31 protein-coding genes are annotated in these 25,851 nt (G+C 63.2%); 22 read left to right on the forward strand and 9 right to left on the reverse strand.

Annotated elements, in window-relative coordinates; genetic code table 11:
• The 8 genes from V7Q81_RS05835 to V7Q81_RS05870 form a co-directional block, all read right to left on the reverse strand.
• Positions 1–606 (reverse strand): NUDIX domain-containing protein (locus V7Q81_RS05835; RefSeq protein ID WP_333840990.1); only part of this gene is annotated, 606 nt, incomplete at its 3' end.
• 86 nt (positions 607–692) lie between these two features.
• Positions 693–896 (reverse strand): DNA gyrase inhibitor YacG, encoded by a 204-nt coding sequence (gene yacG, locus V7Q81_RS05840; protein ID WP_333840991.1) that lies wholly within the window; start codon positions 894–896, stop codon positions 693–695.
• Positions 897–914: 18 nt separating this feature from the next.
• Positions 915–1,670 carry a cell division protein ZapD gene (gene zapD / locus V7Q81_RS05845; protein WP_333840992.1) on the reverse strand — a complete coding sequence of 252 codons (756 nt, stop codon included), beginning with the start codon at positions 1,668–1,670 and terminating at the stop codon, positions 915–917.
• Between the two features lie 50 nt (positions 1,671–1,720).
• A complete protein-coding gene (coaE, locus tag V7Q81_RS05850; RefSeq protein WP_333840993.1) occupies positions 1,721–2,344 on the reverse strand; it encodes a dephospho-CoA kinase in 624 nt (207 codons plus the stop codon).
• Positions 2,341–3,195, reverse strand: coding sequence for a prepilin peptidase (locus V7Q81_RS05855; protein ID WP_333840994.1), 855 nt, complete (start codon positions 3,193–3,195; stop codon positions 2,341–2,343). Before V7Q81_RS05855 ends, coaE begins: the two co-directional genes overlap by 4 nt.
• Positions 3,196–3,253: 58 nt before the next feature.
• Positions 3,254–4,480 carry a type II secretion system F family protein gene (locus V7Q81_RS05860; RefSeq protein WP_333840995.1) on the reverse strand — a complete coding sequence of 409 codons (1,227 nt, stop codon included), beginning with the start codon at positions 4,478–4,480 and terminating at the stop codon, positions 3,254–3,256.
• Positions 4,481–4,622: 142 nt separating this feature from the next.
• Positions 4,623–5,945: an HlyC/CorC family transporter gene (locus tag V7Q81_RS05865; protein WP_333840996.1), complete on the reverse strand. Its 1,323-nt coding sequence runs from the start codon at positions 5,943–5,945 to the stop codon at positions 4,623–4,625.
• Between the two features lie 88 nt (positions 5,946–6,033).
• Positions 6,034–6,864 (reverse strand): cytochrome C assembly family protein, encoded by an 831-nt coding sequence (locus V7Q81_RS05870; RefSeq protein ID WP_333840997.1) that lies wholly within the window; start codon positions 6,862–6,864, stop codon positions 6,034–6,036.
• Positions 6,865–6,960: 96 nt separating this feature from the next.
• On the opposite strand from V7Q81_RS05870, the gene ffh reads away from it, so the two are divergent.
• The 5 genes from ffh to rplS all read left to right on the forward strand — a co-directional run bounded on the left by ffh (position 6,961) and on the right by rplS (position 10,369).
• Positions 6,961–8,307, forward strand: a complete 1,347-nt coding sequence (ffh, locus tag V7Q81_RS05875; RefSeq protein WP_333840998.1) for a signal recognition particle protein — start codon at positions 6,961–6,963, stop codon at positions 8,305–8,307.
• Between the two features lie 87 nt (positions 8,308–8,394).
• Positions 8,395–8,652, forward strand: a complete 258-nt coding sequence (gene rpsP, locus V7Q81_RS05880; RefSeq protein ID WP_333840999.1) for a 30S ribosomal protein S16 — start codon at positions 8,395–8,397, stop codon at positions 8,650–8,652.
• Positions 8,630–9,154, forward strand: a complete 525-nt coding sequence (rimM, locus tag V7Q81_RS05885) for a ribosome maturation factor RimM (protein ID WP_333841000.1) — start codon at positions 8,630–8,632, stop codon at positions 9,152–9,154. The genes rpsP and rimM overlap by 23 nt, the downstream gene beginning before the upstream one ends.
• Positions 9,155–9,206: 52 nt before the next feature.
• A complete protein-coding gene (gene trmD / locus V7Q81_RS05890) occupies positions 9,207–9,983 on the forward strand; it encodes a tRNA (guanosine(37)-N1)-methyltransferase TrmD (protein ID WP_333841001.1) in 777 nt (258 codons plus the stop codon).
• 2 nt (positions 9,984–9,985) lie between these two features.
• Positions 9,986–10,369, forward strand: coding sequence for a 50S ribosomal protein L19 (gene rplS / locus V7Q81_RS05895; protein WP_333841002.1), 384 nt, complete (start codon positions 9,986–9,988; stop codon positions 10,367–10,369).
• A 113-nt stretch (positions 10,370–10,482) separates the two neighbouring features.
• Here the strand turns inward: rplS and V7Q81_RS05900 are convergent, their stop codons facing one another.
• A complete protein-coding gene (locus tag V7Q81_RS05900; RefSeq protein ID WP_333841003.1) occupies positions 10,483–11,235 on the reverse strand; it encodes a GntR family transcriptional regulator in 753 nt (250 codons plus the stop codon).
• Positions 11,236–11,423: 188 nt separating this feature from the next.
• On the opposite strand from V7Q81_RS05900, the gene V7Q81_RS05905 reads away from it, so the two are divergent.
• The 17 genes from V7Q81_RS05905 to V7Q81_RS05985 all read left to right on the forward strand — a co-directional run.
• A complete protein-coding gene (locus tag V7Q81_RS05905; RefSeq protein ID WP_333841004.1) occupies positions 11,424–11,705 on the forward strand; it encodes a UxaA family hydrolase in 282 nt (93 codons plus the stop codon).
• 22 nt (positions 11,706–11,727) lie between these two features.
• Positions 11,728–12,903, forward strand: coding sequence for a UxaA family hydrolase (locus tag V7Q81_RS05910; RefSeq protein ID WP_333841005.1), 1,176 nt, complete (start codon positions 11,728–11,730; stop codon positions 12,901–12,903).
• A gap of 144 nt (positions 12,904–13,047) precedes the next feature.
• Positions 13,048–14,010 carry a tripartite tricarboxylate transporter substrate binding protein gene (locus V7Q81_RS05915; RefSeq protein WP_333841006.1) on the forward strand — a complete coding sequence of 321 codons (963 nt, stop codon included), beginning with the start codon at positions 13,048–13,050 and terminating at the stop codon, positions 14,008–14,010.
• Positions 14,011–14,072: 62 nt separating this feature from the next.
• Positions 14,073–15,596 (forward strand): tripartite tricarboxylate transporter permease, encoded by a 1,524-nt coding sequence (locus V7Q81_RS05920; RefSeq protein WP_333841007.1) that lies wholly within the window; start codon positions 14,073–14,075, stop codon positions 15,594–15,596.
• A gap of 7 nt (positions 15,597–15,603) precedes the next feature.
• Complete coding sequence (locus V7Q81_RS05925) at positions 15,604–16,050, forward strand: tripartite tricarboxylate transporter TctB family protein (protein WP_333841008.1); 447 nt, start codon at positions 15,604–15,606, stop codon at positions 16,048–16,050.
• Between the two features lie 54 nt (positions 16,051–16,104).
• Positions 16,105–16,818, forward strand: coding sequence for a succinate dehydrogenase/fumarate reductase iron-sulfur subunit (locus V7Q81_RS05930; RefSeq protein ID WP_333841009.1), 714 nt, complete (start codon positions 16,105–16,107; stop codon positions 16,816–16,818).
• Complete coding sequence (locus V7Q81_RS05935) at positions 16,815–17,156, forward strand: succinate dehydrogenase (protein ID WP_333841010.1); 342 nt, start codon at positions 16,815–16,817, stop codon at positions 17,154–17,156. Before V7Q81_RS05930 ends, V7Q81_RS05935 begins: the two co-directional genes overlap by 4 nt.
• A gap of 13 nt (positions 17,157–17,169) precedes the next feature.
• Positions 17,170–17,550: a succinate dehydrogenase, cytochrome b556 subunit gene (gene sdhC, locus V7Q81_RS05940; RefSeq protein ID WP_333841011.1), complete on the forward strand. Its 381-nt coding sequence runs from the start codon at positions 17,170–17,172 to the stop codon at positions 17,548–17,550.
• Complete coding sequence (locus tag V7Q81_RS05945; protein ID WP_333841012.1) at positions 17,540–18,271, forward strand: sulfite exporter TauE/SafE family protein; 732 nt, start codon at positions 17,540–17,542, stop codon at positions 18,269–18,271. The genes sdhC and V7Q81_RS05945 overlap by 11 nt, the downstream gene beginning before the upstream one ends.
• Before the next feature lie 32 nt (positions 18,272–18,303).
• On the forward strand, positions 18,304–19,311 hold the full coding sequence (locus V7Q81_RS05950) for an ABC transporter substrate-binding protein (RefSeq protein ID WP_333841013.1): 1,008 nt from the start codon (positions 18,304–18,306) through the stop codon (positions 19,309–19,311).
• Positions 19,312–19,402: 91 nt separating this feature from the next.
• On the forward strand, positions 19,403–20,242 hold the full coding sequence (locus V7Q81_RS05955) for an ABC transporter ATP-binding protein (RefSeq protein WP_333841014.1): 840 nt from the start codon (positions 19,403–19,405) through the stop codon (positions 20,240–20,242).
• Positions 20,235–21,104 (forward strand): ABC transporter permease, encoded by an 870-nt coding sequence (locus tag V7Q81_RS05960; protein WP_333841015.1) that lies wholly within the window; start codon positions 20,235–20,237, stop codon positions 21,102–21,104. Before V7Q81_RS05955 ends, V7Q81_RS05960 begins: the two co-directional genes overlap by 8 nt.
• 34 nt (positions 21,105–21,138) lie before the next feature.
• Complete coding sequence (locus V7Q81_RS05965; RefSeq protein ID WP_333841016.1) at positions 21,139–22,014, forward strand: fumarate hydratase; 876 nt, start codon at positions 21,139–21,141, stop codon at positions 22,012–22,014.
• Between the two features lie 2 nt (positions 22,015–22,016).
• Positions 22,017–22,628 carry a FumA C-terminus/TtdB family hydratase beta subunit gene (locus V7Q81_RS05970; RefSeq protein ID WP_333841017.1) on the forward strand — a complete coding sequence of 204 codons (612 nt, stop codon included), beginning with the start codon at positions 22,017–22,019 and terminating at the stop codon, positions 22,626–22,628.
• 12 nt (positions 22,629–22,640) lie between these two features.
• A complete protein-coding gene (locus tag V7Q81_RS05975) occupies positions 22,641–24,389 on the forward strand; it encodes an L-aspartate oxidase (protein ID WP_333841020.1) in 1,749 nt (582 codons plus the stop codon).
• A gap of 23 nt (positions 24,390–24,412) precedes the next feature.
• The gene (locus V7Q81_RS05980; protein ID WP_333841018.1) at positions 24,413–25,357 is read left to right on the forward strand and encodes a hydroxyacid dehydrogenase; all 945 of its coding nucleotides are present in this window, start codon (positions 24,413–24,415) and stop codon (positions 25,355–25,357) included.
• A 4-nt stretch (positions 25,358–25,361) separates the two neighbouring features.
• A partial coding sequence (locus tag V7Q81_RS05985; RefSeq protein ID WP_333841019.1) for an Ldh family oxidoreductase occupies positions 25,362–25,851 on the forward strand: 490 nt, incomplete at its 3' end.

A 25,851-nucleotide genomic window follows, 5' to 3' on the forward strand; every position in this document is an offset into this window, starting at 1 on the left:
CAAATGGACCCCGTCGGCACCAAGCGCTTCCGCCGTCGCCACGTCCCCGTTCACCAGCACCCGGGCGCCCCAGGCCCGAGCGCGGGCCAGCACTTCCCGGGCGAAAGCGCGCAACTGCCCCGGCGGCATGGACTTTTCCCGGATCTGGATGAGCCGCACACCCCGCTGGAGGGCTGCCTCTAGCCGCTCGAGGAATGGGCCAGTGCCTAGCCCTTCCCCATGGGTGATGGCATATTCGGGAGGAAGCTCTAAGGCCCTGAGGACGGGGCCGTTGGCCGGCAGCATAGGAGCGAGGGCGGAATCGCCCGGGCGATGCCAGGCGAGGGCTTCGTGCTCTCGGTCCTCCAGCGCTCCGCGCCAGCGGACTACCCGGAAGAACCGCAGCCGTACCGTCCCGTGGGGATAGGCGAAGGTGCGGGTGATCCACGGATAGGCCCGCTCCACAGTGAGCGATAACTCTTCACGAAGCTCCCGGGCGAGGGCCTCCCGGACGGATTCCCCGGGCTCCACTTTACCGCCAGGAAACTCCCAGTAGCCAGCGTAAACCTTGCCGGCCGGCCGGCGCCCTAGGAGAAATCGGCCGTCAGGGCGCTGGATCACCGCCACCGCCACTTCTTGCGCTTCGCGAGGAGCGGCTACCGAACAAGGGATGGGCGCCGGACCAGCCATGGGGACGAGGGGCAGGAAGCGGGCTACTGTGTCGGCGGCTCGCTCCCGTCCGTGGGCGCCGCCTCACCGGGCACACGGTAGCCTTCGTTCGCCCATTGCCCCAGGTCGATCAGCTTGCAGCGTTCGGAACAGAAGGGACGGAAGCGGTTCTCCGGTGTCCATTCCACCGGCTTGCCACACTGGGGGCAGCGGACCAGGCGGTGTCCTCGGGACGGGGAGCGCTCCATGGAGGATGGAGTGGCGGTTTAGAGGTTATAGAAGGTGAGTTCGAATTCCACGTCGCCCTCGAAAGTCTTCGGGCGCTCGTCTACCGCGGGGGTGATGAAACGGATGTTGAGGGCGTACTTGTTAGCGCTGATCTCAGGAACACAGGGCACGCCGCCGTTTAACTTCAGGCTCAGCATCTGCGCCACTCGCCCGGCCAGCATCTGTTGGAACACCCCCTGCTGGGCCACCTGGCGACTGCCGCGGCCCGTTTCCCGCAACAGCCGCAGCACCACTGCCAGGGCGTCGCGGATGGGGAGTATTGGCCACAACCATTCCGCCAGGTGCCGGCGACGCACGTCGGCCTCCAGGTGCAGCCAGTAATGGTAGGAGGGCAGATCGAACTCGCACACCCCACCGGGGATGGAGGTGCGCTGCTTGATACTCATAAGCCATTCGTTGTCCCGTAGGTGCTGGCCAGCCTTGCCGGTCATGCGGGTGAGGCCCTGACTCGCTGCTTCCAATTGACCCACCACTTCGTCCAGCTTGTCGGTGGCCACGTTGGGGTTGCCCCGCAGCCCCTCCAGGGTGGCCCGCTGACGCTCAAGCTCCTGGTAGAGGTCGGATTTCAAGTCCTGCCGGCTGGCGACGTCGAGGATCTCGAACAAGGTCACCAGGGCGACGTGATGATCGTGGCTATCTTGACGGACGGAGAAATGAAGGGCGCGATCGAACAGATCTTCCAGTCGCAGGAGAGTGCGGATGCGCTCGCTTAAGGGGTACTCGTACTGGATCACTGGGGCGCCATGGGCGTTGCGCCCCTAATTTTGAAGGATCGTGCTCGAGATTACAAATCGCTTTGCGCTCTGGCCTGAGCCGACAAGGCGAGGTATTTGCGGTGCAGCGCTTCGACCTGGGGCCCCAGGGCTTCTTCGGGCCCGCTGTTGTCGATCACGTCGTCGGCCCGGCTCAAGCGCTCGGCCCGGGAGACCTGGGCCGCCAGGATCGCCCGTACTGCAGCCTCGTCTAGCCCGCTGCGCAGCATGGTGCGGCGAATCTGCTGCTCCTCGGAGCAGTCCACCACCAGGATGCGATCTACTCGGTCGGCATAGCTGCCCGCCTCCAGCAACAGGGGCACCACCAGCACCACATAAGGGCCGGTCGACCGGGCAATGGCCGCTTCGGCCCGGGCCCAAATTTGGGGATGGAGGATGGCTTGCAGCCGCTCTTTGGCCAGGGGGTCGGCGAAGACCAGGCAGCGCATCCGAGCCCGATCGAGGGCACCCTCGGAAGTGAGGTAGGCGTCCCCGAAGGCCTTCCGTAAGGCGGGGATCGCCTCCCCTCCCGCCCCCGTGAGGGCATGGGCGATCGCATCAGTATCCACGATGGAGACCCCTAGGGCCTCGAAGTGCCGGGCGACTGTGGACTTGCCGCTGCCGATGCCGCCCGTGAGGCCCACCACGAAGGTCATAGCAATCCGAGGTAAGCCTGGGTGAGGTGGCGACCCCAGAACAGGGCAATGAGCCCCCCGCCGGCCAAGTACGGGCCGAAAGGAATGGGAAGGTTGCGGTCCCGTCCCAGCACGATGATCAGGGACAGACCCACCACGGCGCCCACTGCCGAGGACAGGAGAATCACTACGGGCAGCTGCTGCCAACCCAGCCAGGCGCCGATGGCGGCGAGAAGCTTGAAGTCGCCATGGCCCATGCCCTCTTTTCCGGTGGCGAGCTTGAACAGCCAAAACACTGACCAGAGGGCAAGATAGCCGGCTGCGGCGCCGATGACCGCCGAGCCCAGGTCCGTATAGAGGCCAATCGTATTGAGCAGCAATCCGAGCCACAGCAGGGGCAGGGTGATGTCATCGGGCAGAAGCTGGGTGTCGAGGTCGATGAAGGCAGCCGCGATCAGCGCCCAGCAGAAGACGAGGGCGCCGACCCCGGCCAGGCTCAGCCCGAAGCGCCACGCTACGTAGCCAGAGACGAGGCCGGAGAGCGCCTCCACCATCGGGTAACGGGCGCTTACCCGGGCACCACAACAGCTCGCCCGCCCCCGCAAGGCAAGCCAGCTTACGAGGGGGATGTTGTGCAGCGCACCGATCGGATTCCCGCAGGCGGGACAGCGGGAGCGGGGGACGAGCAGATTGAAGCGCTCTTGCTCGACTGGGGCCTCCCCATGCAGCTCGGCGCACTGGCGGCGCCATTCCCGCTCCAGCATAAGGGGCAGGCGATGGATCACCACGTTGAGAAAACTGCCCACCAGCAGCCCGAGCACTGTGCCCAGCGAGACGACCAGCACGGAATGCGCCGCGAGGACGGAGGCCATGGGCTTCAGCCAGTCGCCGCTGGGAGCAGATGCCGTCCCAGCAAGAAAAGGCGCGTCTTCAGACCACTGCCCCCAGCTTGAAGATGGGAAGGTACATGGAGATCACCAGTCCGCCGATCAGTACGCCCAGCACCACCATGATCATGGGCTCCATGAGGCTGGAGAGCGCTTCCACCGCGTTGTCCACTTCCTCCTCGAAGAAGTCTGCTACCTTGCCGAGCATGGCGTCGAGGGAGCCCGACTCCTCGCCAATGGCCGTCATCTGGATCACCATGCTGGGGAAGACGCCGGCGTTTTGCATGGCCACGGTGAGGCTGGTCCCGGTGGAGACCTCCGCCTGGATCTGCTTGGTTGCCTCCCAGTACACGGAGTTGCCGGAAGCACCGCCCACCGACTCCAGTGCCTCCACCAGCGGCACTCCGGCAGCGAACATGGTGGAAAGGGTACGGGCCCAGCGGGCGATGGTGGCTTTGCGGATCACCTCCCCGAATACCGGCAGCCGCAGGAACAAGCGGTCTAGCGCTCGCTGCATCTTAAGGGAGCGCTTCCAGGTGAAGAAAAAAAACCATATCGTGAAAGCGATGCCACCGAAGAGGGCCCACCACCAGTCGACGAAGAAATTGGAGATGGAGATGACCACCAGCGTGGGGGTTGGCAGGTCGGCGCCAAAGCTGGTGAACAGCTCCTTGAAGGCTGGGATCACGAAAATCATGATCACTGCCGTGATGATGAAGGCCACCACGATGATGGAAAGGGGATAAAACAGGGCAGACTTGATCTTGCTTTTGACGGCGAGAATCTTTTCCTTATAGGTCGCCAGCCGATCGAGCAAGTTGTCCAGGATTCCCGCAGCCTCGCCGGCCTGCACCAGGTTGCAGAACAGCTGGTCGAAATAGACCGGATGCTTGCGAAAGGCCTGGTGCAGCGCGCTTCCCGTTTCCACCTCGGTGCGGATCTCGTTGAGCAGCTTGGTGACTGCGGGATTGGCATGACCCCGGGCCACGATGTCAAACGCCTGGAGCAAGGGCACGCCCGCCTTCATCATGGTGGCGAGCTGTCGCGTGAACAAAGTGATGTCCTTCTCAGTGATTTTCTTGCCGATGCGGGAGCGTTGTCGGCGGACCTTGACGACGTTGATGCCCTGACGGCGCAACGTCGCCGACACGAGCGCTTCGCCGGAGGCCCGCATCTCGCCTTTGATCAATCTGCCGCTTTTGTCGCGGCCTTCCCAGGCATAGACGTATTCCTTGACTCGCTTGTCGGCGCTTGCAGCGATGGTGGCCATGACACGCTCTCCCTAGGGAACCCCGACCCAGACCCCGGTGCCAGCGCCCGCTGGCAGGCTGACCGGCCGAGTTCACACTGCCCATCCTATCATAAGATTGAACTTTCAATAACAGATATAGCTTTATGATTCGAAAAGGAACTCAGTTGGCGGACCTCACGGCCCTGCGTTCCCGAGGGGGCGCTTCGGCGCGCTGCGGTGCACGAATCGGTGGGTAGAGTTTTACCCGTTTGATGGCCCGGTCTTGGACCTGGACGATCTCCATAGGCTGGCCGACGATCTTGAGGCTCGTCCCGGCCTCTGGAATATCTTGAAAATGCTCAAGAATCAACCCATTCAAGGTGCGTGGGCCGTCGGTGGGGAAGCGGTAGCCTAGCTTGCGGTTGAGCTCCCGCAGGGGGGTGCCCCCCTCCACCAGAAAACTGCCGTCCTCCTGAGGAACGTAGCCGGACGTTTCCAAGGGCGAGTGGGTGGTGAACTCCCCCACGATTTCTTCCAGAATGTCCTCCACGGTCACGAGGCCCAGGAGCTCGCCGTACTCGTCCACCACGAGCCCCAGCCGCTGGTGGTTTTCCTGGAACTGGTGCAGCTGGGTGAGCAGGGGGGTTCCACTCGGCACGAAATAGGGCGGCTGAATCAACGGCTTCAGCCCTTCGATGCTCACTGTGGGATCGCTCACGAAATTAAGCACACGCCGTGCGTGCAGGAGGCCGACCACATTGTCCAGATGACCGCTGTAGACCACCAGCCGGGTGTGGTAGGCGGTGGCCAACTGGCTCTTAAGGGTGTCCAGGGGGGCTTCTAGATCCACAGCCTCGATCTGGCTGCGAGGCACCATCACGTCGTCCACCCGGATGTCCTGGAGCTCGAACAGATTGAGCAGGATGGTGTGGTGCTTGGGCGGAATGTAGTGCCCAGCCTCCAGCACCAGGGTGCGCAGCTCCTCCATGGATAGGCGTACCGGCCCCTCTGCGGCGGGACGGATGCGCAACAACCTGAGGAGCGCACCCACGAATAAGTTCACAAACCACACGACCGGATACATGAGCCTCAGAGCGGGGGTGAGGGCATAGCTCGCAGTGAAGGCGATGGGTTCCGGATGGGTGGCAGCGATCACCTTGGGCGTGATCTCGCAGAACACCAGCACGACGAAGGTGAGCAGTAAGGTGGCGGCGCTCAGGGCGAGCTCCCCGTCGCCGAAGAGCCGAATGGTGATCACCGTCACGAGGGCCGCGGCTGCCATATTGACCAGGTTGTTGCCGAGCAGGATCATGCCGAGCAGCCTGTCCGTATTGGCGAGCAGCCGCGCAGCGAGCCGGGCGCCTCGGTGACCCTTCTGCGCCAGATGTTTCAACCGGTAACGGTTGAGCGCCATCATGGCGGTTTCCGAGATGGAGAAGAGCGCCGAGAGGATCAGAAGTACCGCAAGGGCACCAAACAAGGCGCCGGTAGGGATGTGATCCAACGCGCGTTACCTAAAGACTGCCGCGGGGCAAAATCCAGTATCCAGTTGCCGCCTTTGCGTTGTCAAGGCGGAGGGTGGAGGCGGGCATTCAGCGCCCGAGGATCACTTCCAGCACGAATTTGCTTCCCACGTAGGCGAGCAGCAGGGCGAGGAAACCCGCCAGCGTCCAGCGCACCGCCACCCGCCCGCGCCAGCCGTACAGCCGGCGCCCGCCGAGCAACGCACCATAGATCACCCAGGAGACGATCCCGAAAAGGGTCTTGTGGGTGAATTGCAGAGGCGTGCCGAACACCTCCTCCGAGAACACGATCCCGGAGGCAAGGGTGAGGGTGAGCAGCACGAAGCCGGCACCGATGATGCGAAACAGCAGCCGCTCCATGCTGAGCAGGGGGGGAAAGTCGGAGAACAGGGCGGAGCGCGCCGCCTGATGCAACCGCTTTTCCATGAAGGCCATGAGCACCGCATGCAGCGCGGCGATGGTGAAGAGGCTGTAGGCGAGCAGGGCTAGCAGCAGGTGAAACTTGAAAGCCGGGGCATCGGTGTTGGGCAGGGGATGGGAGGCCGGAAGGACGGCGGGCAGCAGGGAGGCTACCACGGCCACCGGTGCGAGCAGGGTGTGCAAAGTGGCCATGCTGTAGAGGCGGCTGCCGGCCCAGTAAACCAGGATGGCGAGGAACACGATGGCGGAGACGGCGCTACCCACGCCCAGGTACAAGCCATCGGGGCCGAAAAGGCTTTCCGCCAGGGAGTAGCCGTGCACACCCAAAGGCAGCAGGATCACGTGGGGCTGCCAGGCGGGGACTGGCCGGGCCACGGCCGGCGCCGAGGCGGGGGCCGCAACGGCACGGGTGCTCCAGTAATAGGCGGCGACGGCTCCATAGAGCAGCGCCGCCAGGAGATAGGCTAGAATTCCTTCCATAGAGTCCGTCGTGGTCCGTTGCCAGCCGAGCACTTGCCGGTCAATGGACAAAGTTTACCTGAGTTCCCCCGACTGCCGAGGCTTGCACGTCTTCCCATGTTCGAAAATCTAACCGAGCGCCTGTCCCGGGTGGTCAAGACCCTGCGCGGCGAGGCGAGGCTTACCGAGGCCAATATCCAGGAAGCCTTGCGCGAGGTGCGCATCGCCCTGCTGGAAGCCGATGTGGCGCTGCCGGTGGTGAAAGAGTTCGTCACCCAGGTCAAGGAAAAGGCCCTGGGGCAGGAAGTGCAGGGCAGCTTGACTCCCGGCCAGACCCTGGTGGGGGTGGTGCATCGCGAGCTGGCGCGCCTCATGGGCGCGCAGCATGAGTCCCTCAACCTCGCCACCGCTCCGCCCGCCGTCGTGCTGTTGGCTGGCCTTCAGGGTACCGGCAAGACCACCACCGCAGCGAAGCTCGCGCGCCTGCTCAAAGAGAGCAAGAAGAAAGTGCTGCTCGTCTCCTGTGACGTGTACCGTCCCGCTGCCATCGAACAGCTGCGTACCCTGGCGCAGCAGGTGGGTTGCGACTTCTTTTCCCCTGAGCCGGGAGAGGCCCCGGAGGCGATCGCCCGCCGTGCCCTGGATCACGCCCGGCGCCATTTCTTCGACGTGGTGTTGTTGGACACGGCCGGACGGCTTGCTATCGATCAGGAGATGATGGCTGAAGTGCGCCGGCTACACGAAGTGGCGAAGCCCGTCGAGACCCTGCTGGTGGTGGACGCGATGCAGGGCCAGGATGCGGTCAACACGGCTCAGGCGTTTGGCGAGGCGCTTCCCTTGACTGGCCTGATCCTCACCAAGCTGGACGGAGATGCCCGAGGCGGCGCGGCCTTGTCGGTGCGCCAGGTAACGGGCAAGCCGATCAAATTTGTCGGCGTGAGCGAGAAACTCGCCGGGCTGGAGCCATTTCACCCGGAGCGGATGGCCTCCCGCATCCTGGGCATGGGCGATGTGCTCTCCCTGGTGGAAGAGGTGCAGCGCAGTGTGGATCGGGCGCAGGCCGAGAAGCTCGCCCGCAAAGTCAAATCGGGCAAGGGCTTCGATCTGGAGGATTTCAAGGCCCAGATCCAGCAGATGCGCAAGATGGGAGGGCTTTCCGCTCTGCTGGATAAGCTTCCGGCGCAGTTTTCTCAGGCGGTGCAGGGGGCACCCGTGGACGAGCGGGTGTTTCGGCGCATCGAGGGCATCATCAACGCCATGACACCCCTCGAGCGGGCGAAGCCCGAGATCATCAAAGCTTCCCGTAAACGCCGCATCGCTGCCGGTGCAGGAGTAAGCGTCCAGGAGGTGAACCGGCTGCTCGCCCAGTTCGAGCAAACGCAGAAGATGATGAAGATGGTCTCCAGAGGGGGCATGCAGAAGTTTCTGCGGGGAATGCGCGGGATGTTGCCAGGCGGGCGCTAGGGCGCAGCGGCAAGGGCTTTGCCTTGCGACAGGGTAAAAAAATGCTTTAAAATTTTCACCTTTTCGTGTCAGGCAAGGTCAGAGCCCATGGTAGTGATACGGCTTGCCCGAGGGGGTGCCAAGAAGCGCCCCTTCTACAACATGGTGGTCACCGATTCGCGCAATCCCCGCGACGGGCGCTTCATCGAGCGCATCGGCTTCTACAATCCCATGGCGGCGGAGAGCGAGGAGGCGCTCCGGGTGCAGCTCGACCGGCTGGCCTACTGGCAGGCGCACGGGGCAAAGCTCTCCGATACGGTTGCGCGGCTGGTCAAGCAATACCGTGGCAGCGGGGCCCGGGTCTGAGTTCGGGCAGCGTTGGGTCGTCTTGGGGCTGATCAGCGCCCCGTACGGTGTGCGGGGCTGGGTGCGGGTCAAGTCCTATACCCAGGATCCGGACGGGCTGGCACGGTATCCCACTTGGTGGGTGGAAGCCCGAGGCCAATGGCATCCGGTGCGGATCGAAGGCTACCGTCGCCACGGGCGGGCGAGCATCGCCAAGCTGGAAGGGTGCGCCGACCGCACCCGTGCCGAAACCTACACCGGGTGTCGGGTGGCGGTGCCCCGAAGTGCCTTACCGGAACCGGGCGATGGGGAGTTTTACTGGGTGGACCTGATCGGGCTTCGAGTGGAGAACCTGGAGGGCGTCTTCCTTGGCGAAGTCACCGGAATCTTGGAGACGGGGGCCCACCCGGTCATGCGGGTGGCAGCCGAGCGGGAGCGGTTGATTCCCCTGGTGGCTGCAATCGCGCGGGACGTGGACTTGGAGCAGCGGGTGATACGGGTCGATTGGGGCCTGGATTACTGAAGAGGCTCATGGGCGGCGCAGGGATGCCGCTTCCCGGAGCGAGGAGCGGGCCATGCGCTTCGACGTGATTACCCTGTTTCCCGAAATGTTCGACGCCGTACTGCGCTTCGGCGTGACGGGGCGGGCGCGGGAGCGGGGCCTCTTCCTCGCCCGACTCTGGAATCCTCGGGACTTCACCCGGGACGCCCACCGAACGGTGGATGACCGTCCCTACGGGGGCGGGCCGGGAATGGTGATGTTGGCCGAGCCCCTGGAGAGGGCGCTCTCGGCAGTGGCGGAGGATCAGGCGGCGGCGGGACTTTCCCGCGGCCCGGTGATTTACCTCTCGCCCCAAGGCCGACCGTTGGACCACCGGCGGGTGCTGGCACTGGCAGCGCTGCCGGCGGTGACCCTGCTTGCCGGGCGCTATGAGGGCGTTGACGAGCGGTTACTGAAGCGCCGGGTGGACGAGGAGCTCTCCATCGGCGATTACGTGCTCTCGGGCGGGGAGTTGGCGGCCATGGTGGTGATGGATTGCGTGGTGCGCCAGCTACCGGGCGTGCTGGGGGACGAACAGTCGGCCAGCCAGGATTCTTTCGCCGAAGGCCTCTTGGACTGCCCCCACTACACCCGGCCCGAGGTCTATCACGGCGATGGCGTGCCTGCCGTGCTGCTCTCCGGCCACCATGCCGAGATCCAGCGCTGGCGGCTCAAGCAGGCCCTCGGGCGGACGTGGCTGCGCCGCCCGGATCTGCTCCGGCGCCAGGGCTTGAACGCTGCACAGTTCATGCTTCTGGAGGAGTTCCTGGCGGAGCAGGCCATGGATAAGGAAGTTGGGAAGGAGCGCTGAAAGTGGACCTGATCAGACAATTGGAAAACGAGGAAATCGCCCGCCTGGGCAAGCAGATTCCGGATTTTGCTCCGGGCGACACGGTGGTGGTGCAGGTCAAGGTGAAGGAGGGTAACCGGGAGCGCCTACAGGCCTACGAGGGCGTGGTGATCGCCAAACGCAACCGCGGTCTCAATTCTTCCTTCATCGTGCGCAAGATTTCCTCAGGTGAAGGCGTGGAGCGAACCTTCCAGACCTATTCCCCCCTGGTCGCCCATATCGAGGTGAAGCGTCGAGGGCGGGTGCGGCGTGCGAAGCTTTATTACCTACGCGGCCGCACGGGCAAGTCGGCCCGCATCCGGGAGAAGCTTACCTCGACGGCGGAAAAGCAGGCCGAGTTGTCCTGAGTCCGTCCGCCTCCGGCGCCGGTTTCTTCAGATCTGTCCTCGATCTGCACGGGCCGGCGTTCCGGCGTGACCCCTTTGCCTCTGCCTGGTTCCCTGAGGACGGTCTTTGTCCCTCAGCGGCCGAGACCCTTTCCCATATCGTTTAGGTAGTCGTGGCGCTCGGTGTTGACCTTCGACAGGCGCACCTCCACCGGCACGTCGTTGTAGGTATAAGCCACGCGGTGGATCTCCAGGATGGGGGCGCCGGGGGCAAGGCCCAGGATTGACGCCGCCTCCGGATCGCAGGGGCGGGCCCGCAGCCGCTCCTGCGCCCGGATCACGTTGATTCCGTAGCGGGACTGGTACAGGGCGTAAATGGTACTTTCCCGGTGACGCAACGTGGGCTCGTCCAAGTCCGGGAACAGGGCCTGGGGAACGGTAATGTGGTCGAAGACCACCGGATGCGCCTGCAGCTTGAGCAGGTTGCGAAACCACAACACGGGGGCGTTCCGAGCGATGCCCAGGCGCTCCGCTAGCGCCGCATCCGCCCGGGCTCTGCCGAAGCCGAGCAGTTCGCTGGTGGGAAAGCGTTTGAGCCCGTCGGGGCCCACCAGGTGGAAAAAGTAGTAAAGGGTCCGGTCTTCGTTGTGCACGGCTACGAAAGTGCCCTTGCCTTGGTGGCGTACCAGAATCTTTTCCGCTACCAGCTCGTCGATGGCCTTGCGCACCGTGCCGATGCTTACTTCGAAGCGCTTGGCGAGCCGGGCCTCACTGGGCAGCGCCTCGCCCCTTGCCCACTCGCCCGCCATCAAGCCCTGCAAGAGCCGGTTCTTGACGATTTTGTAGAGAGGGCTTTGGCCCAATCCCTCTGACACGACGGGGTCCATGGTTTTTGGTTCCTGAAGTTTGCGCGCAGTATACCTGTCGTCCAAGTCGGTAAAACCGACAAAGTCATATATATCATATAAGTGATATGGTTGACAGCCCAGAAGAGGCCGTCTATAGTGGGCAAACATACGCGTATGTCCCGGGGCGCTCCCGGCGTCTCGATAACCGCTGCTTCTTGGAGAAAAGCATGATTCACTTCGTTGTGCACGACGAACACGACTCCGTTGGCGTCGTGGTGGTGGAGGGTGTCAAGGCCGGCGACGAGCTGACTGGCTGGGTCATGGATCAGGATAAGACGCTCAAATTCAAGGCGGCCAACGACATCCCCATCGGACACAAGCTGGCAATCAAGCCCATTAAGAAGGGCGATACGGTGATCAAATACGGGGTAGACATCGGGCGGGCGGTGGCAGACATTGGTGTGGGCGAGCATGCCCACGTGCACAACATCAAGACCAAGCGCTGGTAGCGGAACGCAGGAGGTAGGAAACATGGCAATCGATCTGAGCAAGAGCACGTTTTGGGGTTACCGGCGCGAAAACGGCCGCGTGGGCGTGCGCAACCACGTGATCATCCTGCCAGTGGACGATTTGTCCAACGCTGCGGCCCAGGCGGTGGAGCACAACATCAAGGGGACGCTGGCCTTGCCCCATCCTTATGGGAGGCTCCAGTTCGGCGCGGATCTGGAGCTACATTTCCGCACCCTGATCGGCACGGGCTCCAACCCCAACGTGGCGGCAGTAGTGGTGATCGGCATCGAGGAAGGCTGGACCAAGCGGGTGGTGGATGGCATCGCCAGGACCGGCAAGCCGGTGACCGGTTTCGGTATCGAGGGTTACGGCGACCACGACACGATCAAGCGTGCCTCCAGGGTAGCGAAGGAATACGTGCAGTGGGCCTCCGAATTGAAGCGTGAGGAAGCGCCGCTCAAGGAACTGTGGGTTTCCACCAAGTGCGGTGAATCCGACACCACGTCCGGCCTGGGGGCGAACCCTGCGGTCGGCAATGCGTTCGACAAGCTGTATGACCACGGCGTGACGCTCGTGTTTGGCGAGACTTCGGAGCTCACGGGAGGGGAGCACCTAGTGGCGGCGCGCTGCCGCGACGACAAAGTGCGCGAGCGCTTCATGTTCATGTTCAACCGCTACCAGGACATGATCAACCGTCACAAGACGGATGATCTCTCGGAATCCCAGCCGACCAAGGGCAATATCGCGGGCGGGCTCACGACGATCGAGGAGAAGGCCCTTGGCAACATCCAGAAGATCGGCAAGAAATGCAAGATCGATGGCGTACTGGACAAGGCGGAAACGCCCACTGGGCCGGGTCTATGGTTCATGGATTCCTCGTCGGCAGCTGCCGAAATGGTGACCCTGTGCGCCGCCGCCGGTTTCGTGGTGCACTTCTTCCCTACCGGGCAGGGCAACGTCATCGGCAATCCGATCCTGCCAGTGATCAAAATCTGCGCCAACCCGCGCACGGTGCGCACCATGAGCGAACACATCGATGTGGACGTGTCCGGGTTGCTGCGGCGGGAGATCAACATGGACCAGGCGGGCGACAAGCTGCTCGAGGCCATGTTGCGCACTGCCAACGGGCGCCTCACCTCGGCTGAGGCTTTAGGACATCGGGAGTTCGTGCTCACACGACTGTACGAGAGCGCCTGAGGGGAGTGTCCCTCCCCGCGCGGGTTCTCCCCGCGCGGGGATTCGTGCACACTAGGCCTTGCCCGCACGAGGGCGCGTATCATCGCGGCGCGGTGCCCGCCAGTGGTGCGCCAATTTTAATAGCGCGAAACCGGAGGAAGTCGAATGAAACACTTTATTAAGCTTTTCGCCACGGGAGCTGCTTTGCTAGCAGCGGCCGTAGCGGGCCTCGCCTTGGCTGCGTACCCGGAAAAGACTATTAACTACATCATCGCCTTCGGCCCGGGCGGAGAATCGGACATCTCGGCCCGCCTCCAAGAGCCGTTCTTCAAGAAGTACACCGGCCAGACGGTGGCGATCCAGTATAAGCCCGGGGCGGGGGGCGCTGCAGCGTGGTCCCAGCTGAACAACATGCCGCCAGACGGCTATACCATCATGGGTACCAACTTGCCCCACATCATCTTGCAACCCTTGGAGAAGGATGTGGGCTACAAGACCGACGATATCACCAACGTCTACTGGTTTCATTACACCCCTGACGCCATCCTGGTGCCCGCCGATAGTCCATACAAGACGTTGAAGGATCTGGTGGCGGCAGCCAAGAAAACACCTGGGGCCCTCACCTTTTCGGGCTCCGGCACCAATACCGCCAACCATCTCGCCCAGCAGCGCTTCGACAAGGTGGCCGGCATCAAGACCACCTACGTTCCGTTCAAAGGCACAGGCGCTTCCAACACGGCGCTTCTCGGCAAGCAGGTGACCGGCTCGTGGGGCTATACCACGGTGCAGATGCAGCTTGGCCAGCAGGTACGTTGCCTGGCGGTGGCCATGGAGCAGCGGCATCCCCAGATTCCCGATTGTCCCACGTTCAAGGAGCAGGGCTATGACTTGGTGAGCGGAGCCTATCGCGGGATTGCGGTACCCAAGTCCACTCCCAAAGAGATCCAAAGGGCCGTGTCTGAGCTGATCGGCAAGATCAACAAGGATCCCGAGTTTATCAAGAAGATGGAAGAAAACGGCTTCGCCATGATCGACATCGGTCTGGACCAGATGCAGACGTTTATGGACCAGAAGAAAAAGGAATACGAGACCATTGCCCGGGAAATGGGCATCGTCAAGACCCGGTAGGATGAGCGGTGCGCCGCTCGGGAACAGTTCCCGGGTGGAGCCTCGGAAGAGAAGAGCAGCCCGTGCCAGGCATCGAGTTTCTGATCGACGCCCTGACTCCGTTCAACATCCTCCTGGCAATCGCCGGCGTGGTGTTCGGAACGGTGATCGGGGCGCTGCCGGGGTTGACCGCTACCATGGCAGTGGCGGTACTGGTGCCGTTCACCTTCGGCATGAATCCCGCCTCTGCCTTGATCGCACTGGGTGCCATCTATACCGGTGCCATCTACGGCGGCGCCTACGCCGCCATTTTGCTCAAGACCCCAGGCACGCCGTCTGCCATCGCTACCACCTTCGACGGCTACCCCATGGCCAAGCGAGGCGACGGGGATCTTGCCCTCACGCTCGCGTGTCTCGCTTCGGTGATCGGTGGCCTCGTCGGTGCCATCGCTCTGCTCCTGCTCGCGCCGCCGCTGGCCCAGGTCGCTCTCAAGTTTGGACCGGTGGAGTACTTTTGGCTTGCCGTCTTTGGCCTTACCCTGATTGCATCACTGGGCGAGGGCAGTGTGATCAAGGGCCTGATCGGCGGCTGCTTCGGCCTGATCCTGTCCATGGTCGGCGTGGCCGAGGTGGGGGGCGATATCCGCTACACGGGCGACTTGCAGGTCCTTCTGGGCGGCATCGACGTGGTGGCGGCCCTGATCGGACTGTACTGCATTCCTGTGTTAATCGATCTGGTCGCCACGCCTGACCCGCACCTCAAAATCACCGAGCGTCTCGCCAGCTATCGCCTGAGGGAAGCCCTTGGCATCTGCTGGAAGTCCAAAGGCAACCTGGCCAGGAGCTCCATCATCGGCACCGTGGTTGGCATTCTGCCGGGCGCGGGTGGCTCGATTGCCTCTTTGGTTGCCTATAGTGAAGCGCGCCGAGTTTCGAAGCGCCGGGAAAATTTCGGCAAGGGGGAGCCGGAGGGGGTTTTAGCCACCGAATCCTCCAACAACGCGACCGTAGGCGGCGGCTTCATCCCGACGCTGGTGTTGGGCATCCCCGGGACGCCACCCGACGCAGTCATCCTCGGGGCGCTCCTGGTGCAGGGCGTGCGCACCGGTCCCTCCCTCTTCGGCGAGCAGAGCCAGATCGTCTACACTTTTATTTACGGGCTGATGCTTGCCACCTTGCTGATGCTCCCGGCGGGCCTGATCATCGGCCGCTACGCTTTCAAGTCGATCGTTGCCATTCCCAAGGCGGTGCTGGTGCCCTCGGTGGCATTTCTCACCATCATCGGCAGCTATGCCATCCACAATAATCCCCACGAAGTGTTGCAAATGGTGGGACTCGGAATCATCGCGTGGATTCTGTCCCGCTTCGGTTTCACCGCGTCCCCCATTGTCCTTGGACTGATTCTCGGCGCTATCGCGGAAGCAGGCTTTGTCCAGGGCTACCTGATCGGTAACGCCAAGCAGAACGTTCTGGGCGAGTTTTTCGGACGGCCGATCTCCATCGGCATCATGGCCTTCATCGTGTTGGGGTTGCTCTATCCGGTGCTCATGAAGCGCTTTCGCGGCCCGCTCATAGGCGCGCCCCGGGCGGCGACCGGAAACGAGTGAGGCGCGAATGGCACGCGACATTCCTGGAATCATCGGTTCGCTGATCTTCATCGCCGTGGGGCTCTTAGCGCTGTATTACTCACGCGATTTCACCCCACTTGGATCGGTGTTTCCCCGCACGATCGCTGGCGCAATGATCCTGTTGTCCGTCGTCTACATTGCCGTAGCATGGCTGCGACCCAAGGCTCCGGCGTCCCATCAGCCTGGGTCGGTATGGCGGCGTGTGGCCCTGGTCGTTATCATGGTGGCCTGGGCGCTGCTGCTGGACCGACTTGGCTTTCTCACCACCAGCGTGATCTGTTTCGCAGCCCTTCTGGTGATTTCCAACTACGATCGCTGGACGCCTGCCATGGCCGTCGCTTACGTGGCCACCGCAGCGGTAGTCCTCGGCGGTCTTTATTCCATCTTCCGTTTCTTGCTCAAAGTTCCCCTTCCGCCAGGGATACTGATTTAGCGCCGACCGACCGTAGCGCAGCTAACGCAGAAGACGCCTGCCGCAATGAACGTGATGCAAACGCTTACAGTCGACGTATGGCGAGGCCGGGAAGACGGTCATCTCCAACGGTTCGAGGTGCCGCGATATCCAAGCCAAACGGTGCTGGACGTGGTGACTTACATTCAGCGTCACCTGGATGCCACCCTTTCCTATCGCTTTGCCTGTCGCGTAGGCATGTGCGGCTCTTGCGCCATGGTGGTGAACGGTCGGGCCCGCTGGACTTGCCGCACCCACGTCGATAAGGTGGCGCCCGAGGGGCGAATGGAAGTTCGCCCCCTCAGGAACCTTGCCATCGTCAAGGACCTGGTCAGCGACATGACCGAGTTTTTTGACAAATGGACCAGGGCGCGCGGCTACTTCGTACCCACCCGCACGCGCCGGGAGCCCTTTGCTCAGGTGCGGCCGGATTCCAAAGAGCGGCAGGCGGCGGACGCGGGAATCGAATGCATCGGCTGCGGCGTGTGCTATTCCTCTTGCGATGTGGTGAGTTGGAATCGGGACTACCTGGGGCCGGCGGCATTGAACCGCGCCTGGACTCTGGTGAACGACGTGCGTGACGGGGCGCGGGCCGAGCGGTTGCGGGCAGTGGCTGGCGATGCTGGCTGCCTTGCCTGCCACACCCACTTGAGCTGCACCGAGCGCTGTCCCAAGCAGCTGGCGCCCACCGCCTCCATCGCTGGGCTCAAGCGCGCCACCGCTCTCGCAGCGCTCAAGGGGGAGCTGTGAGCCCGCGCGGCGAAACCCTGCTGTGGCTCGCCCAGCGAGCAAGTGGCGCGCTGCTGGCAGTGCTGGTGCTGGTTCATCTGGCCACCATGATCTACGCGGTGCAGAATGGTTTGTCTGCCGGTGAAATCCTGGGCCGTACTCGGGGCAGTCTCGGTTGGGCCGTGTTCTACGGCTTGTTCGCGACGGCGGCGGCGGTCCATGCGCCCATTGGGCTGCGCAACGTGATTGCCGAGTGGACGCCGTGGCGGGGTCGCTCTCTGGGTTGGGCTATGCTGGCGCTAGGGCTGCTGCTAGCGGTTCTCGGCTTTCGCGCCACCTGGGCCGTGGTGGCGGGATAGAGGGAGGGAGCACATGGAGGCACAGGGTACTGGCACCACGATCTTCCTGCGCAACGACGTGCGATCGCGCAATCACCCGGCTTTCTGGGCGTTCGTGGTGCACCGGGTCTCCGGCGTGCTGCTTACTTTGTTTCTGCCGTTGCATTTCTGGGCGCTCGGACAGGCCCTAGCGGGCGAGGCGGCGCTGGACGCCTTCCTGCGCTGGACCGAACAGCCCCTGGTGAAATTCGCCGAAACCGGCTTGGTGCTGCTGCTCGCCGCCCATCTCGGCGGCGGCGTGCGGCTCTTGCTCCTGGAGTTCGCCGCCTGGCGCGGCTGGCAGCAGAGCCTGCTCGCCTGGGCCGTGGCTTTCACGCTGGCCGCGGCTCTGGCATTCGGTCTGAATGTGGTCTGAGTATGCGGTCCTGTTGGTGGGCGGCTTTGTCGGTGGGGTGGTCATCGGCAGCGCGGGGTTCGCGTTTGGGCTGGTGGCAACTGCTGTGTGGCTGCAAGTACTCCCGCCGGCGCGCGTCGTGCCCCTGGTGACCCTATGTGCCCTCGTGCTCAACGGGATTTTGGTGTGGCGTTTCCGGCACGAGATAAGGCCCGGGTTGCTGACGCGCTTCGTGGCAGGCGCCTTGCCGGGTGTTCCCCTCGGGGTCTTGGTCCTTACTCGCGCCGATCCGGAAGCGATCCGGGCCTTCGTAGGGCTAGTGCTGGTGGGCTACAGTGGGTACCTGCTGGCCCGTGCTCGCCCGCCGGCGCTCGTTCTGCCCCGGCGCTGGGCATCCCTGGCCGATGTTTCGGCAGGCTGGCTTGGAGGGATCATGGGCGGCGCGACCGGCCTGAACGGTGTCGTGCCGGCCCTCTGGGGGCAGTTGCGCGGATTCAGCAAGCTGGAACATCGAGGCGTGCTGCAGCCGTTCTTCTTTTTGATCCACCTCTATACCCTGGCTTGGCTGGGAGGCGCCGGGGTCCTGGGGCGCGGTCTGGCGGAGGACCTCCTGCTTTGCCTGCCTGCCATGTTGGCGGGAACGCTAGTGGGGCTGCGGCTGTTCGAATACGTAAGCGAGGCGGGCTTCCGGCGTATGGTGCTGGCGTTGTTCGTGGTGATGGGAGCGATGCTGCTTTTCTGAGTTGATCGAGCCAACGAAGAGGAGGAAGGAAGATGAAATCACAGAGGCTATTGTTCGTGGTCCTGGCGGCGGCACTGTTTGCATTCGGGCCCCTTGCCAAAGCCGAGGTGGGAGAGGTGCGGGTGGCCAAGCAGCTGGGGATCAGTTACCTGCCCCTTATGTACATGGAGAACTTGGGATTGTTTGAGAAGCACGCCAAGGCGCAGGGGATCGCGGAGCTCAAAGTGACCTGGTCCACCTTTACCGGCGGCGGACCCATGAACGACGCCCTCATCTCGGGCAATCTGCATTTCGCATCCGGCGGGGTTGGACCTTTCGCCACTCTGTGGGACCGCACCCGTAGCAGCATCGCGGTGAAGGGCGTCACGGCCATGAACTCCATGCCCCTATACCTGAACACGCGCAATCCCAACGTGAAAACTATCAAGGACTTCACGTCCAAGGACAAGATCGCCCTGCCGTCGGTCAAGGTCTCTATCCAGGCGGTCACGCTGCAAATGGCGGCAGCGCAGGCTTTCGGCGAGGAGAATTACGCCAAGTTGGATCCCTTGACGGTATCCATGGGCCACGTGGACGGCATGGCCGCTCTGCTCTCCGGAGCGGGGGAAATTACCGCTCACTTCACTTCGCCCCCCTATCAATATCAGGAGCTGGCTCAGCCCGGCGTGCGCAGGGTGTTGAGCTCTTACGAGGTGCTAGGCGGACCCGCCACTTTCAACGTGGTATGGACCACCACCAAGTTCCGGGAGTCAAATCCCAAGATATACAAGGCATTCGTGGCCGCGTTCGAAGAAGCGGTCGAGCTGATCAACAAGGATAAACGGACGGCCGCAGAGAACTATCTTAAGTGGAGCAAGGAAAAGGACACCGTTGAGAACATCTTCCAGATCCTCAGCGACCCGGAGATCGAGTACACCATGACGCCCAAAAACGTCATGAAGTACGTAGACTTCCTGCACAAAGTGGGCACGTTGAAGGTTAAACCGGCCTCCTGGAAAGAGATGTTCTTTCCCGAGGTACATCATTTGCCCGGTAGCTAAGGGTGTGAGAGCGCCGAGCCGCGGACGACCGTCATGCCAGCTTGCAGCGTGGCGGTGACCGCGGCCGGGTGAGGCGCAATGGAGGAGGGTTATGGATAAAACGCACACCACTACCCAGGAGCAGGCTCTTGCGCCCCTGCTGGACGTGCAGGGAGTGACGCTCCAATACAAGACCCGGGACCATCTGGTGACCGCCACCTATCGGGTGGACTTCCAGGTTTATCGCTCGGACCGCTACGTGCTGTTGGGACCTTCCGGCTGTGGCAAATCCACCTTGCTCAAGGCTGTGGGCGGCTATTTGCACCCGGTGGAGGGGGAAGTCAGGCTCAAGGGCCAAAAGATCTCGAAGCCTGGACCGGACCGAGTGATGGTGTTTCAGGAGTTCGATCAGCTCTTGCCCTGGAAAACGGTGAAGCAGAACGTGACCTTTGCCCTGGAGGCTAGCGGCAAACTCAAGGGCAAGGCGGCCGAGGAAAAGGCCATGCACTATATCGAGAAGGTCAATCTCGCTAAGTTCGCCAACGCCTACCCGCACACCCTTTCTGGGGGTATGAAGCAGCGGGTCGCCATTGCCCGCGGCATGGCGATGGAGCCGGACATCCTGCTCATGGATGAGCCTTTTGCGGCCCTCGACGCCCTGACGCGGCGCAAGATGCAGGAGGAGCTGCTGCAGCTTTGGGATGAAACCCATTTCACGGTGCTCTTCGTTACCCACTCGATTCCCGAAGCGGTCAAGATCGGCAACCGCATCCTCTTGCTTTCGCCCCATCCGGGGCAGGTGAAGGCAGAGCTCAACAGTAGCGGCGACGATGCCGTGGATCCAAAGACGGGGCTGCGCCTCTCCGATCGTATCCACAACTTGCTGTTCGCCGACGAGGTAGAGGAGGCCATGAAAGAGGACGCAGAAGAGAAGGAGGCGACCCATGGCTGACGTGCAGGTGCGACGTCCCGAATTGGTGAAGAAAACGGTGGATTCCAGTGCCTTCGGGGTAGTGGAGAAGCCGCTTACCACCTGGGAGATCATCTATAACCGAGGCGGGGTGAGAAAGGCTTTCATCCTGGTGGTGTTGGCGCTCGTGTGGCAGGTCTATGCGGTCCAGCTCGACAACCCCCTTCTCTTCCCCACGTTTACTGCGACCGTGGAAGCCTTCTGGCAGGGCATCGTGAGCGGCGGGCTGCTGAACCGGGCCTGGTTTTCCATCAAGGTGCTGCTCCAAGGCTACGCGGCGGGGCTGGCGATCGCGGCCCTGTTGGTGGTGATCGCCATCACTTCCCGCATCGGTAACGACCTGCTGGAGACCCTCACCTCCATGTTCAACCCGCTGCCGGCCATTGCCCTGCTGCCCCTGGCCCTCATCTGGTTCGGGCTCGGCAACGCCTCGTTGGTGTTCGTGTTGATCCACTCGGTGCTGTGGGCGGTGGCGCTCAATACGCATTCGGGGTTCTTGTCCGTGTCCAACACCCTGCGCATGGTTGGGCGCAACTACGGGCTTACCGGCTTACGCTATGTGGCAAAGATCCTAATTCCCGCTGCCTTTCCCAGCATCCTGACGGGCCTGAAGATCGGCTGGGCGTTCGCCTGGCGCACGTTGATCGCGGCCGAGCTGGTGTTCGGTGTGAGTGCCGGCTCGGGAGGCCTCGGCTGGTTCATTTTCGAGAACAAGAACTTGCTGGAGATCCCGTCGGTGTTCGCCGGATTGTTCACCGTCATCCTGATCGGGCTCGTCGTCGAAAACCTGATTTTCCGCAACATTGAGATTCACACGGTGCGCAAATGGGGCATGCAGCATTGATCGGGGCGTGCCTCTGCGCAATCCGGGAGGCATCATGAAAGTGGATTTGCACACTGTCGAGGAGGTTGCCAAGGAGCTCTACATCCGGGCGTTGAAAATCCTGCCACCCGACGTCAAGCAAGGCTTCCAGGCTCTCGAGGCTCGCGAGACGGATCCCCGGGCAAAGCAGCTCCTCGGCATCATGATTAAGAACATCGCGGTGGCCGAGGAAACGCACAACCTCACCTGCCAGGACACCGGGATACCCATCTACAACGTGGCAATCGGGCGCAACGTCCAGGTAGACGGCGTAGACCTGATGCGGGCCATCACTAAGGGCTGCGCCCGGGCTACGGTGGAACACCCGTTCCGCTCCTCGGTGGTGCATCCGCTCACGCGGCAAAATGATCACACCTCCTGCGGCATTCGCATCCCGGCAGTCAACGTGGAGTTCACCGACAGATCCGAGGAGCTCTTCATCCAGATGATCCCCAAGGGTAGCGGCTCGGAGAACAACTCCTGGCTCAAGATGGCGGTGCCGGCGGAAGGGGTGGCGGCGATCAAGGAGTTCGTGATCGACTGCGTGCTCGCCGCCGGCGGCAAGACCTGTCCCCCCACCATCGTGGGAGTGGGCATCGGTGGAAGCGCCGATTTGTGCGTGCACCTGGCCAAGCTGGCGGCGACGCGCCCGCTTGGCACCCGCTGCGAAGACCTGGAGGGGGCCAAGCTAGAGGAGGAGCTCTCCAGCGCCGTCAACCGGCTCGGGGTCGGACCCCAAGGGCTGGGCGGGGACTCCACCGCGTTTGCGGTCCATGTGGAACTCGCCGCCACCCACATCACCATGAATCCGGTGGCGGTCAACATGCAGTGCCACGCGGCGCGCCGCGCATCGGCGACCCTGACGCCCGCCGGCATCGTCTGGGGGTTCTGATCATGGCTCACTACGATATTGTGACTCCGGTGACCGAGGACACCGTGCGCGCCTGGCGGGTGGGCGATACGGTGAGCTTGAACGGTACCCTGTATGGCATCCGCGACCGCACCCAGATCGAGATGTTCGATCGCGGTCGCACCATCCGCTTCGATCTGCGCGGCCATGCGGTGATTCACACGGCCCCCAATGTACGCCGGGTGGAGGCGACCGACGAATTTCCCGCCGGGTACGCGCCCCTGTGCATCGGCACAACCACCAGTGCCCGCATGGAGCGTTTCACCCGCCCCCTCATGGAGCGCTACGGCGTGCGCATGATCATCGGCAAGGGCGGCCTCATGGAGGAATCGAGAAAAGCCTTCATGGACCTGGGCGGTGTGTACCTGGCCATCGTCGGTGGCACTGCGGCCCTGGAGACCACTTGGGTGGAGGCTATCGAAGACGTTGACCTGGACGACCTTCATCCGGAGTCCTTGTGGAAGTTTCGAGTGAAGAGCTTCGGCCCGCTGCTGGTGGCCATGGACAGCCGTGGCGAAAGTCTTTACGAGGAAGTGAGGAGGAAGGCCGAGGCCAGACGGGCCGAGGTGCTAGCCGCGCTGGGAGTGAAGACGTGATGGTGTCAAAGGCTGACCGTGCGCACCGTTAAAACCGACATCCTCATTCTTGGCTCTGGCGGTGCCGGCCTCTTCGCCGCCCTCCATGCCCATCGTGCAGCGCCCCAGCTCGATATCACCGTGGCCGTGAAAGGGCTATTGGGCAAGTGCGGCTGTACCCGCATGGTACAGGGAGGCTACAACGTGGCGCTCGCTCCGGGGGATTCCATCGAGCGCCACTTCATGGACACTATCGAGGGAGGCAAATGGTTGCCCCACCAGGAGCTCGCCTGGACCTTAGTATCGGTGGCGGTAGAGCGGGTGCGGGAGTTGGAAAACGAGCTAGGCTGCTTCTTCGATCGCAATCCGGATGGCACGCTGCACCAGAAGGCCTTTGCCGGCCAAACCTTCGACCGCACGGTGCATAAGGGGGATCTTACCGGAATCGAGATCATCAACCGGCTGGCAGAGCAAGTGTGGGCGCGGGGCATCCGGCGGCTGGAGGAACACCGGGCGGTGGAGCTGATCAGGAGCCGTGACGGGCAAGCCTTATCGGGCGTCCTCATGATCGACATGAGGAGTGGCGAGTTCGTTTTCGTGCAGGCCCGTGCCGTGCTGCTCGCCACCGGTGGTGGCCCCACCATGTATAAGTATCACACGCCCTCCGGCGACAAGAGTTGCGACGGCATGGCCATGGCGCTGCGGGCGGGGCTTACCCTACGAGACATGGAAATGGTGCAGTTCCATCCCACGGGGCTGCTGGCCGGCTCCCACACCCGCATGACTGGCACGGTGCTGGAGGAGGGTTTGCGTGGCGCCGGGGGGCATCTGCTGAACGGGGCCGGGCAACGGTTCATGGAACGCTACGATCCCCGAGGCGAGCGGGCTACGCGGGACATCGTCTCGCGCTCCATCTTCATGGAGATGCGGCAGGGCCGCACCAGCCCCAACGGTGGTGTTTACCTCAAGATGTCCCACCTGGGACCGGATAACGTGCGGCGCCAGTTCAAGGGCATGGTGGAACGGTGCGCCGATTGCGGCTTCGACCTGGCGGGAGGTCTGGTGGAGGTGGTGCCCACCGCCCACTATATGATGGGGGGTGTAATCTTCGCCGAGGATTGCACTACCGAGTTGCCGGGCTTATTCGCGGCCGGTGAAGACACGGGCGGAGTGCACGGCGCAAACCGCCTGGGCGGCAACGGAGTTGCCAACTCGACCGTCTTCGGCGGCATCGCCGGCGATAGTATGGCGTCTTGGGTCCAGCTGGAAGGCGAGTGGCACGCGCCGGACCTGCAAACGATCCAGGCAGCCATAGAGCGCTGTCGTTCTCCCCTGGGCAAGCCTGCAGAAGACTTGCCAGCGATTCGGGAGACCCTCTACGAGGTCATGTGGAACGAGGCCGGCATCCTGCGCAGCGCTGCGAGCCTGAGGCGTGCCTGCAGTACGCTGGAAGAGCTCTCCCAGCGGCTTTCCCGTTCCGGGGTCCCCGGGGGTGATCTGGCCTACAACCTCACCTGGCACGACTGGCTCAACTTGGAGAGCCTGCTCACCGTAAGCCAAGCCATCGTGGCTGCAGCCCTGGCCCGGGAGAATTCCCGCGGCGCCCATTACCGGGAAGACTTCCCCGATGTAGGAGATCTGAGCACTTCCTATTACACGTGCGTAAACCTTCAGGAGGGCGCTTTGCGCATCAGCACGCGCCCGGTGGAATTTACCCGGGTGCGTCCCGGCGAGTCCCTGCTCCGATCGTCGGGGCAGGTGCTGGCCGACGGCGTGAAATAGCCTTTCGAAAGGAAGCGAACCCGATGATGATCGTGATCTCCGAATTCATGGACGAGACGGCGGTGGCTTCCCTCCGGGACCGGTTCGAGGTGATTTACGATCCGGCGCTGGTGGACGAGCGTCCCCGACTCATGGAACGGGTACAGCAGGCCGACGCCCTCATCGTGCGTAACCGCACCCAGGTCGACCGGGCGCTGCTTAGCGCCGCGCGGCGTCTCAAGGTGGTGGGCCGTCTGGGAGTGGGGCTCGATAACATCGACGTGGCAGCCTGCCAGGCGCACAAGGTGGAGGTGATTCCTGCAAGCGGAGCCAACGCTGCGGCGGTGGCGGAATACGTGATTGGCACCGCTCTGGTGCTGCTGCGGGGCCAATACGCCTCCACCGACGCCGTGATCGATGGTCGATGGCCCCGTACGGCTCTCTTGAACGGCCGCGAGTTGGGAGGCAAGACCTTGGGCTTGATCGGCTGCGGTTACATCGGCCAGCTCACCGCTCGCCTGGCCCGGGCGCTGGGCATGGAGGTGATCGCCCACGATCCAGCGCTGGCGGCGGACGATCCGGCGCTTGCCCGAATCGGCATCCGGCTCACCGGCCTGGAGGAGCTGCTGGCCACAAGCGATGTGGTGTCGCTGCACGTGCCCCTGACCGAAAAGACCCGCGGGCTTCTCGGCCGCGAGCGGCTGGCAAGCATGAAAAAAGGGGCCATCCTGGTAAATACTGCCCGAGGCGGGATTGTGGACGAGAAAGCGCTCGTGGAGCTCCTCAAGGCAGGCCATCTGGGGGGCGCAGCGATCGACGTCTTTGCCCAGGAGCCCTTACCTGCAGGCTCGCCGTTTACTGCCTTGCGGGGTGCGTCGAACTTGATCCTCACGCCCCATGTGGCAGGGGTGACCCAGGAATCCAATAAGCGCGTGAGCGCCATGATCGCTCAGCGCGTGGGGGAATTCCTGGCGGGCCAGGGAGGTTGAAGCGATGCCCACCGTATTGATGGACGAGCTCACTGAGCTGGTTACCGAAGCGTTCGTACGCTGCGGCGCCTCCCAGTCCATGGCCCGCGCGGCGGCGGAAGCGCTGGTAGCCGCCGACGCCCAGGGGCTCGCCTCCCATGGGGTGTCCCGAGTGCCCCTGTACTGCGCCCACTTGCGAAACGGCCGCACTGACGGCAAGGCAGTGCCAAGAGTGGTGCGGGAAGGAAGGGCAGCATGTCTGGTGGATGCCGCCTGCGGTATGGCCTACGAGGCCTGCGCCCTGGCGGTGCAGGAGGCGGTCCGCCGGGCCCGGGAATACGGGGTAGGTTTCGCCGGGGTGACCAACAGCAATCACTTCGGCGCCGCCGGATTACACTTGCGGCCTATGGCACAAGCGGGGATGGTGGGCCTCGGGTTCGGCAATTCTCCAGCGGCCATCGCCCCGTGGGGAGGAAAGACTCCCCTCTTCGGCACCAACCCCATCGCCGCTGTGT

It is taken from the genome of Pelomicrobium sp., from assembly GCF_036803785.1.
GTDB lineage: Bacteria > Pseudomonadota > Gammaproteobacteria > Burkholderiales > UBA6910 > Pelomicrobium.